This is a genomic window from Ruegeria sp. BC2, from assembly GCF_056539245.1.
In genome coordinates, this window is sequence record NZ_JBQFUQ010000002.1 from 601,800 (window position 1) to 610,729 (window position 8,930).

General features: G+C 64.8%; 7 protein-coding genes. 5 read left to right on the forward strand and 2 right to left on the reverse strand.

Annotated elements, in window-relative coordinates; all coding sequences use genetic code 11:
- Position 1: 1 nt before the first annotated feature.
- Both ACR0CU_RS13260 and ACR0CU_RS13265 read left to right on the forward strand, forming a co-directional pair.
- The gene (locus ACR0CU_RS13260; RefSeq protein WP_170447807.1) at positions 2-2,059 is read left to right on the forward strand and encodes an acetate--CoA ligase family protein; all 2,058 of its coding nucleotides are present in this window, start codon (positions 2-4) and stop codon (positions 2,057-2,059) included.
- A gap of 2 nt (positions 2,060-2,061) precedes the next feature.
- Positions 2,062-2,841, forward strand: coding sequence for a carnitinyl-CoA dehydratase (locus ACR0CU_RS13265; RefSeq protein ID WP_437436374.1), 780 nt, complete (start codon positions 2,062-2,064; stop codon positions 2,839-2,841).
- A gap of 6 nt (positions 2,842-2,847) precedes the next feature.
- Here the strand turns inward: ACR0CU_RS13265 and ACR0CU_RS13270 are convergent, their stop codons facing one another.
- A complete protein-coding gene (locus tag ACR0CU_RS13270; RefSeq protein ID WP_170447125.1) occupies positions 2,848-3,483 on the reverse strand; it encodes a class I SAM-dependent DNA methyltransferase in 636 nt (211 codons plus the stop codon).
- An 87-nt stretch (positions 3,484-3,570) separates the two neighbouring features.
- On the opposite strand from ACR0CU_RS13270, the gene ACR0CU_RS13275 reads away from it, so the two are divergent.
- On the forward strand, positions 3,571-4,431 hold the full coding sequence (locus ACR0CU_RS13275) for an SDR family oxidoreductase (RefSeq protein ID WP_480643192.1): 861 nt from the start codon (positions 3,571-3,573) through the stop codon (positions 4,429-4,431).
- On the opposite strand, the gene ACR0CU_RS13280 is transcribed toward ACR0CU_RS13275, so the two are convergent.
- The gene (locus tag ACR0CU_RS13280; protein WP_480643195.1) at positions 4,432-6,051 is read right to left on the reverse strand and encodes a GMC family oxidoreductase; all 1,620 of its coding nucleotides are present in this window, start codon (positions 6,049-6,051) and stop codon (positions 4,432-4,434) included.
- Here ACR0CU_RS13280 and ACR0CU_RS13285 point away from each other — a divergent pair.
- Both ACR0CU_RS13285 and katG read left to right on the forward strand, forming a co-directional pair.
- The gene (locus ACR0CU_RS13285) at positions 6,050-6,295 is read left to right on the forward strand and encodes a hypothetical protein (protein ID WP_170447121.1); all 246 of its coding nucleotides are present in this window, start codon (positions 6,050-6,052) and stop codon (positions 6,293-6,295) included. The two genes, ACR0CU_RS13280 and ACR0CU_RS13285, sit on opposite strands and share 2 nt — an antisense overlap.
- Positions 6,296-6,355: 60 nt before the next feature.
- Positions 6,356-8,563, forward strand: a complete 2,208-nt coding sequence (gene katG / locus ACR0CU_RS13290; RefSeq protein ID WP_170447119.1) for a catalase/peroxidase HPI — start codon at positions 6,356-6,358, stop codon at positions 8,561-8,563.
- Positions 8,564-8,930 lie beyond the last annotated feature (367 nt).

Here is an 8,930-nt window from a genome sequence, read left to right on the forward strand (position 1 = left end):
CATGACGCCGGGCCTGAGCGGCGCGGCGGGTGCGCTCGCGCCGGGAAAGCTCGCCGCGCTGAGGCGGATGCTAGGGTTCCGCTCGCTGGCGGTGATTGGCGGGGGCGCATGGTGCGCCGAGGTCATCCGGCAGGTGCGGAAACTGGGCTTCACCGGCCCGGTCTGGCCGGTGCATCCCAAGGCCGACGAGGTGGCGGGCGAGCGCGTCTTTGCCACGATCGAAGACCTGCCCCAAGCGCCCGACGCGGCCTTTGTCGGCATCAATCGCCGCGCCACCATCGAGGCGGTCGAGGTTCTGTCCCGCATCGGCGCGGGCGGGGCGGTGTGTTTCGCCTCGGGCTTTACCGAGGCGCAGGCCGAGGACGCCGATGGGGCCGACTTGCAGGTGCAGCTTGTTACTGCAGCGGGGGACATGCCGATCCTCGGTCCCAACTGTTACGGCTTCGTCAACGGTCTGGACCGGGTGGCGATCTGGCCCGACCAGCACGGGTTGCGCCCGGTGGAGAGGGGCGTCGCGATCCTGACGCAAAGCTCGAACATCGCCATCAACATGACCATGCAGCGCCGGGCGCTGCCGCTGGCCTTTATGCTAACCTGCGGGAATCAAGCGCAGACCCATCAGGCCGAAATCGCCATGGCGCTGCTGGAGGATGACCGGATCACCGCCATCGGCGTGCATGTCGAAGGCTTTGGCGACCTGCGCAAGTGGGAGGCGCTGGCCGCCAAGGCGCATGACTGTGGCGTGCCGATCGTGGCGCTCAAGGTGGGGCGGTCGGAACACGCGCAGGCAGCGACCATTTCGCACACGGCATCGCTGGCGGGGGACGATGCCGGGGCGCAGGCGTTTCTGGACCGGCTGGGAATCGCGCGGCTGGGGGACGTGCCCGAGTTTCTGGAAACACTGAAGCTGTTGCATGTCACCGGGCCGCTGGACGGGACCGGAGTGGCGACGATCAGCTGTTCCGGTGGCGAGGCCAGCTTGGCCGCCGACATGGCCGAAGGATCCGGCCTGCACTTTCCGCCGCTGACCGCGGATCAGGTCTCGGGCCTGCGCGCGGCGCTGGGGCCGATGGTGGCGCTGGCCAATCCGCTGGACTACCACACCTATGTCTGGCGCGACGCTGACGCGATGGCACGGGCGTGGTCGGCGATGACGGGGCCGCATGTGGCGATGACGATCTCGATCGTTGACTACCCTCACACCGATGCCGCCGATTGGGACTGCGCCACCCGTGCGGCGTTGACCTGCGCAAGCGAAACCGGTCGTCCCTTTGCCGTGGCCGCGACCTTGCCGGAACTGATGCCCGAGGACGTAGCCGAGCGGTTGATGGCGGGCGGTGTCGTGCCCTTTGCCGGGCTGCGTGAGGCGCTGGCGGCGACACGCGCTGCGGCCCGCCCGCATCCCCAACCGCAGGAGCCTGTTCTGCTGCCCGCCGCCAATGCGGCCACAACCGCTCTGACCGAGGCCCAGGCCAAGGCCGAACTGGCCGCTTGCGGCGTGCCGATTCCCCGCTCGGTCGTCGCGCGGGCGGATCGGGCGGGAAAGGCGGTGGACGGTCTGAGCGGACCCTTTGTGGTGAAAGGCGTTGGCCTGGCGCACAAATCCGAACATGGCGCGGTGCAGCTGGGCGTTTCTGCACAAGATCTGCCCGAGGTCGCGAGATCAATCGGCACCGATGAGGTTCTGATCGAGGAAATGGCCCCGGCCGGGATTGTCGAGCTGTTGATCGGCGTCACCCGCGACCCGGCGCATGGCTATGTGCTGACCCTTGGGGCGGGCGGGGTTCTGACCGAGCTCCTGCGCGACTCTACCTCGATCCTGATCCCGTCCACGCCGTCTGCGGTCCGCGACGCGCTGGGCAAGCTGGCCTGTGCGCCCGTGTTGAGCGGATATCGGGGCAAGCCCGGCGTGGATATCGATGCGGTCGTGCGGGTGGCCATGGCGGTGCAAAACTACGTCATTGCCAACGCGGCGGTCGTGGACGAAGTTGAAATCAACCCTCTCATCTGCGCGGCCGACAGTGTGGTCGCCGTTGATGCCCTGATCCGAAAGGCATGACCATGAACCCGATCAAAACCCACCGCGATGGTGCAATCCTTCAGGTCACGTTGGACCGGCCCAAGGCGAATGCCATCGATTTGGCGACCAGCCGTGTCATGGGCGAAGTGTTCCGCGACTTTCGCGACGATCCCGACCTGCGCGTGGCGATCCTGACGGGGGGTGGCGAAAAATTCTTTTGCCCCGGCTGGGACCTGAAGGCCGCGGCCGAGGGCGATGCGGTGGACGGCGATTATGGGGTCGGCGGTTTCGGCGGCTTGCAGGAGTTGCGCGACATGAACAAGCCGGTGATTGCCGCCGTGAACGGCATCGCCTGCGGCGGCGGGCTGGAGCTGGCCCTGAGCGCCGACATGATCCTGGCCGCCGATCACGCCACCTTTGCCCTGCCGGAAATCCGCTCGGGCACGGTGGCGGACGCGGCCAGCGTCAAGCTGCCCAAGCGCATCCCCTATCATATCGCGATGGAACTCTTGCTGACCGGCCGCTGGTTCGACGCCGAAGAAGCGCACCGCTGGGGCTTGGTGAATGAGATAGTTCCGGCCGACCGGCTGATGGACCGGGCATGGGACCTGGCGCGCCTGCTGGCAAGCGGCCCGCCGCTGGTCTATGCCGCGATCAAGGAGATCGTCCGCGAGGCGGAGGATTCCAAGTTCCAGGACATCATGAACCGCATCACCAAACGCCAGCTGCGCACGGTCGATGTTCTCTATGGTTCCGAGGACAATCTGGAAGGGGCTCGCGCCTTCGCCGAAAAGCGTGACCCGGTCTGGAAGGGCCGCTGAGTCGGATCAGGATTTCTCGAACAGGGCGATCAGCGCGGTGTCGTCCTTGTTGGGGCCGGCGGCCAGATCGCCGTAGATGCGGACCGTGGTCAGAGCCAGATGTTCCATCCAGCCCTCGGCCTGCAGCTTGTCGAAGGCGGTTGCGAATCCCAGCGCCTCGAAGTGTTTGGCGTTGATCGAAAAGGCGAATTGTGCCCCGGGCCGGGCCACCCGCAGCAGGGCCGGCAGAACCTCGGGGCCCAGATGGCCGTGGGTGAAGGTACCCGACGACACGATGCCCGAATAACTGTCGCGCGGAACGGGGATGCCCTCGTTCAGGTCGGCCTCGATCGCGTCGCGGTAGATGTCCTTGCGCATCGCCTTGTCCAGCATCTCGGCACTGATGTCGGTGGCGTCGATCGGCCCCACGCCCAGATCGGCCAGAACCGCGCCGCACAGGCCGGTTCCCGCGCCCACATCCAGCACCGGGCCCTGCCCTCCGGCGCCGACAAAGGCGCGGGCGGTGTGGATGTGCAGTTGGTAATCCTCGCGCGCGGCGAATCCGCGATCGTAATCTCCGGCCCATTCGGCATAGAGCCGTTTGTTGTCTGCCGGAGTTTTCAGCGCATAGGCCGCGTGCAGGCTGGGTTTGTCATCACTCATGACACCATGAAGGCGCAGGCGGGGATTCGAATCAAGTGCGGCCATCCGGCGCTTGCATCCCGCCCGCGGCGCGATCATCAAGGGGCCATGACTGGAACGCTTTTTTCATTCGGGCACGGCTATACCGCCCGCGCCCTGTCGCGCCGGCTGGCCCCCAAGGGTTGGCGCATCGTCGGAACCACCCGCGATGCCGCCGAGAAGGACGCCATCCGCGCCGCCGGAGCCGAACCGCTGGTCTGGCCAGGCGAGGCCCCCGATCTGGACGGGGTCACGCATCTGCTGATTTCGACCGCGCCCACGGCCAAGGGAGATCCGGTTCTGGCCGCCCTGCGGGATGAGATCGCCGCCCGCGCCGGGCAGTTCGACTGGGTCGGGTACCTGTCGACCACCGCCGTCTATGGCGACCACCAGGGGAACTGGGTCGATGAAACCACCCCGGCGACCCCGACGGCCGAGCGGGGGCGCTGGCGGTTGCAGGCTGAGCAGGACTGGACCGCGATCCCCGGCCTGCCGCTGCACATCTTTCGCCTTGCGGGCATCTACGGGCCCGGGCGGGGGCCGTTTTCTAAGCTAAAGAAAGGCGGGCTGCGGCGGATCATCAAGCCGGGGCAGGTGTTTTCGCGCATTCATGTCGAAGACATCGCGCAGGTGCTCGAGGCGTCGATGCGCCGTCCCGATCCGGGCGCGATCTACAATGTCTGCGACGACGAACCGGTGCCGCCGCAGGACGTGATCGGCTATGCCGCGCAGCTTCAGGGCCTGCCGCTGCCGCCTGCGGTGGATTTCGACACGGCCGACCTGACGCCGATGGCCCGCAGTTTCTACAACGAGAACAAGCGCGTTCGGAACGACCGGATCAAGACCGATCTGGGCGTGACGCTGAAATACCCCAACTACCGCGTGGGTCTTGAGGCGCTCCACGCGGATCAGGCGTTGAACGGCGACTGATCAGACCACATCCGCCAGGATCATGTCGGCAGCCTTTTCCGCGATCATGATCGTTGGCGCGTTGGTGTTGCCCGAGACCAGCGTCGGCATGACCGAAGCATCGACCACCCGCAGCCCCTGTAGCCCACGCACGCGCAGCTGCGAATCGACCACCGCCATGTCGTCCACCCCCATCTTACAGGTGCCCACGGGGTGATAGATCGTATCGGCCCGCGCGCGGATGTGGCCTTCCCAATCCGTGTCGGTTTGGGCGGTGTCGGTGCCGAACATTTCCTTGTGGCGGTATTTGGCGAGGGCCGGAGCCTCGAGAATTTCGCGCGTCATCCGCGCGCCCTTGATCATCGTGTCCAGATCGCGCGGGTCGGACAGATAGGCCGGGTCGATCGCCGGGGCGGCAAAGGGGTCGGCGTTGTGCAGCGAAACGGTGCCGCGGCTTTCGGGGCGCAGTTTGCAGATATGGCAGCTGAACCCATAGCCCAGATGCAGCTTGCGCGCGTGGTCATCCACCAGCGCGATGGTGAAATGCAGCTGGATGTCCGGGCGGTCCAGATCCGGAGCGGTCTTCAGAAAGGCCGCCCCTTCCGCAAAGGGGGTGGCCGCCATCGACACGCCGGTCTTGCGCCAGCGCATAAGGTGTTTGATCAGCCCCACCGTACCGGCGGCGCCGATGCCGAAATTGTCGGTGTCCTTCGTCTTGTAGGCCAGGATGAAATCTAGGTGATCCTGCAGGTTCTTGCCCACGCCCGGCAGCGCGTGGTGGACGGTGATGCCATGCGGGGTCAGGTCCTCGGGGTCGCCGATGCCCGAAAGTTGCAGCAGTTGCGGCGATTTCAGCGCGCCCGAGCAGACCAAAACTTCGCGCGCGGCGGTGACGGTGAGATCGGCGCCCTTGCCGCCCTGGCGGTAGATCACGCCCGTGGCGCGGTGGCCGTCAAAGGTGATCTCGCGCGCCTGTGCCCCGGTGATGACCGTCAGGTTGGGCCGGTCCATGACTGGAAACAGATAGGCCGCGGCGGCCGAGCACCGCTCGCCGTTTTTGGCGGGGTCGTGGAACTGGGTGACCTGGTACAGCCCCGCGCCTTCGTTTTCGCCGCGATTGAAATCGTCCGTCACCTTGTGCTGCAACTGGGCGGCGGCCTCGACGAAGGCGCGCGTGATCGGGCGTTCTTCTTTCTGGTCTGACACCTGAAGCGGGCCGTCGGCGCCATGCAGGTCATCCGCGCCGCGTTCGTTGTTCTCGGACCGTTTGAAGTAGGGCAGAACGCTGTCCCAGTCCCAGCCCTCGCAGCCCAGATCGGCCCAGCCGTCATAATCCTGCCGCTGCCCGCGCACATAGAGCATTGCGTTGATCGCGCTGGACCCGCCCAAGGCGCGGCCGCGCGGCTGATAGCCCGTGCGCCCGTTCAACCCCGGTTGCGGCACCGTTTCAAAGGCCCAGTTGTTGATCTTGGGTCGTCCCGGCAGCATGGCGACCACAGCGGCAGGCATCCGCACCAGAATGCTGTTCCCGCCCCCGCCCGCCTCAAGCAGGCAGACCCGCGTGCCCGGATTGGCGCTCAGACGGTTGGCCAGCACACATCCCGCGGACCCTCCGCCGACGATGACGTAGTCGAATTGCATGGCGATCCTCCCCTGTGGCCCGCGCGGTGTCGCGCGTCACAGCCCGCAGTTTGAAGCACCGGCGGCAAAACGCAATCGGGGCGGCGGGGAACGCCGCGTCATGTGGATGGTGATCGGTTTGAAAGAACTCGGCATAGCCATAACCAATAGCTATCAAATCAATCCGAAAACAAAATTTTTTCTCATGGCTGGGATTTGCTATGACTCGGCGTATTCCAGCGGACTGCGGTCCGCCCCTTTTTGACGTGCCATACGCACGGTTGCCTCGCAAACAGACTGACACCAGCCAGGATCGGAGATTGAGATGGACGGAAGCGACAACCCCAACACGGGCAAATGCCCCATCATGCACGGCGCCGGAACCCGATCGAACCGGGACTGGTGGCCCAACCAGCTGAACCTGGCGATCCTGCACCAGCACCAGCCGGCCGGCAATCCGCTGGGGGCCGAATTCAACTATGCCGACGCGTTCAAGAAGATCGACTATGACGCGTTGAAACAGGACTTGTATGACCTGATGACGGATTCGCAGGACTGGTGGCCGGCGGATTACGGCCATTATGGCGGTCTGTTCATCCGCATGGCCTGGCACAGCGCCGGCACCTACCGGACGGCTGACGGGCGGGGCGGCGCCTCGACCGGGAACCAGCGGTTCGCGCCGCTCAACAGCTGGCCGGACAACGGCAACCTCGACAAGGCCCGTCGTCTGCTGTGGCCGATCAAGCAGAAGTACGGCAACCAGATTTCGTGGGCCGACCTGATGATTCTGGCCGGCAACTGCGCCATTGAATCGATGGGCGGCAAAACCTTCGGCTTTGCCGGCGGCCGGGAAGATATCTGGGCGCCCGAGGAGGACATCTATTGGGGTGCCGAGACCGAATGGCTGGCCCCGACCGAAAACCCGCACAGCCGCTACTCGGGCGAGCGCGATCTGGAAGATCCGCTGGCCGCCGTGCAGATGGGCCTGATCTATGTGAACCCCGAAGGCCCGGACGGAGAGCCGGACGTGCTGGCCTCGGGCCGTGACATTCGCGACACCTTTGCCCGGATGGCAATGAACGATGAAGAGACCGTCGCACTGGTTGCCGGTGGCCACACATTCGGCAAGGCGCATGGTGCCGGGGACCCGGCGCTGGTCGGCCCCGAACCCGAGGCCGCGCCGATCGAAGAGATGGGCTTTGGCTGGATCAACAAATTCGGCACAGGCAAGGGTGACGACACCACGACCAGCGGAATCGAGGGCGCCTGGACCGCGAACCCGATCAAGTGGGACAATGGCTATTTCGACCTTCTGTTCGGTTATGACTGGAACCTGACCAAAAGCCCTGCCGGAGCGTGGATCTGGGAGCCGGTCGGCGTCAAGGAAGAGGACATGGCACCAGCTGCGCATGATCCGTCGAAAAAGGTCAAGACGATGATGACCACCGCCGACATGGCGATGCGCATGGATCCGATCTATGGGCCGATCTCGAAGCGGTTCCACGAAAACCCCGACGAGTTCGCCGACGCCTTCGCTCGCGCTTGGTTCAAGCTGACCCATCGCGATATGGGGCCAAAGGCGCGCTACATCGGTCCCGAGGCGCCAGCAGAAGAGCTCATCTGGCAGGACAACGTGCCGGCGGTGGACCATGATCTGATCGATGCCGCGGACGTGGCCGACCTGAAAGCCCGGCTGCTGGATTGTGGCCTGTCGGTGTCGGAATTGGTCGCGACGGCATGGGCCTCAGCTTCGACCTTCCGCGGCTCGGACAAGCGCGGTGGCGCCAACGGTGCCCGCGTCCGGCTAGCGCCCCAGAAAGATTGGGACGTCAACGAGCCCGAGAAACTGTCCAAGGCGCTGGATGCTCTGGCGGCGGTGCAAGCCGAGTTCAATGCCGCGCAGTCCGGCAACAAGAAGGTCTCACTTGCGGATGTAATCGTGCTGGGCGGCGTTGCGGCGATCGAAAAAGCCGCCAAGGCTGCCGGGCATGACATCGATGTTCCCTTTGTGCCCGGCCGTACGGATGCCACACAGGACCAGACCGATGCCGAGTCCTTCGCCCCGCTTGAACCAATCGCGGATGGGTTCCGGAATTACCAGCGCAAGGAGTACAGCGTGTCTCCTGAAGAGTTGCTGGTGGACAAGGCGCAACTGTTGACCCTGTCGGCACCCGAGATGACCGTCCTGGTCGGCGGTATGCGCGTTCTGGGTGCGAATTTCGGTGGCACGGTGCATGGCGTCCTGACAGACCGGGTCGGGGTTCTGAGCAATGACTTCTTTGTCAATCTGCTGGACATGCGCACCGAATGGAAGCCGGCGGCAGACGCCAAAGGAGTGTATGAAGGCCGGGATCGGGCTTCGGGTGAGGTGAAGTGGACCGGAACCCGCGTTGACCTGGTATTCGGTTCCAATTCACAACTCCGGGCTCTGGCCGAGGTTTACGGCCAGAAAGATGCCGACGCCAAATTTGTCGGTGACTTCGTATCGGCGTGGACCAAGGTGATGAACGCGGACCGCTTCGACCTGACTTGAGGGCGGAACAGCTCCCATGATCAGCGCCGCCAGGGGAAACCGTGGCGGCGTTTGTCGTGTCCGAGTCCTGGTCTTGCCAAGACGCGCGGCGACGAATCCATCCGCACCGCGTAGAGGGACCCTGAAAAATGGACGGCGCATACCGCAAAAATGGGGAATACCGTGGGATTTATTAAGCTAACCTATTGTTTTTATTAACACAGGAAAGTTTCCGCCGAGAATTGCGAAGTTTTTTCAAAATGGGGGTTGCAGGTCCCGGACCTAATCCGTAAATACCCCTTCACCGGCGCTGCTGAGGCGGTGTTGGTTGGTCGGAGTGACGGCCTGACGGACTGGAAAGACGGTTGAGACGCCTGGGAGAGACCGG

Bases quoted from the DNA above. Each gene is read 5' to 3' on its own strand.
- ACR0CU_RS13260 (WP_170447807.1), top strand. From the start codon at position 2: ATGACGCCGGGCCTGAGCGGCGCGGCGGGTGCGCTCGCGCCGGGAAAG.
- ACR0CU_RS13265 (WP_437436374.1), top strand. From the start codon at position 2,062: ATGAACCCGATCAAAACCCACCGCGATGGTGCAATCCTTCAGGTCACG.
- ACR0CU_RS13270 (WP_170447125.1), bottom strand. From the start codon at position 3,483: ATGAGTGATGACAAACCCAGCCTGCACGCGGCCTATGCGCTGAAAACT.
- ACR0CU_RS13275 (WP_480643192.1), top strand. From the start codon at position 3,571: ATGACTGGAACGCTTTTTTCATTCGGGCACGGCTATACCGCCCGCGCC.
- ACR0CU_RS13285 (WP_170447121.1), top strand. From the start codon at position 6,050: ATGGCGATCCTCCCCTGTGGCCCGCGCGGTGTCGCGCGTCACAGCCCG.
- ACR0CU_RS13280 (WP_480643195.1), bottom strand. From the start codon at position 6,051: ATGCAATTCGACTACGTCATCGTCGGCGGAGGGTCCGCGGGATGTGTG.
- katG (WP_170447119.1), top strand. From the start codon at position 6,356: ATGGACGGAAGCGACAACCCCAACACGGGCAAATGCCCCATCATGCAC.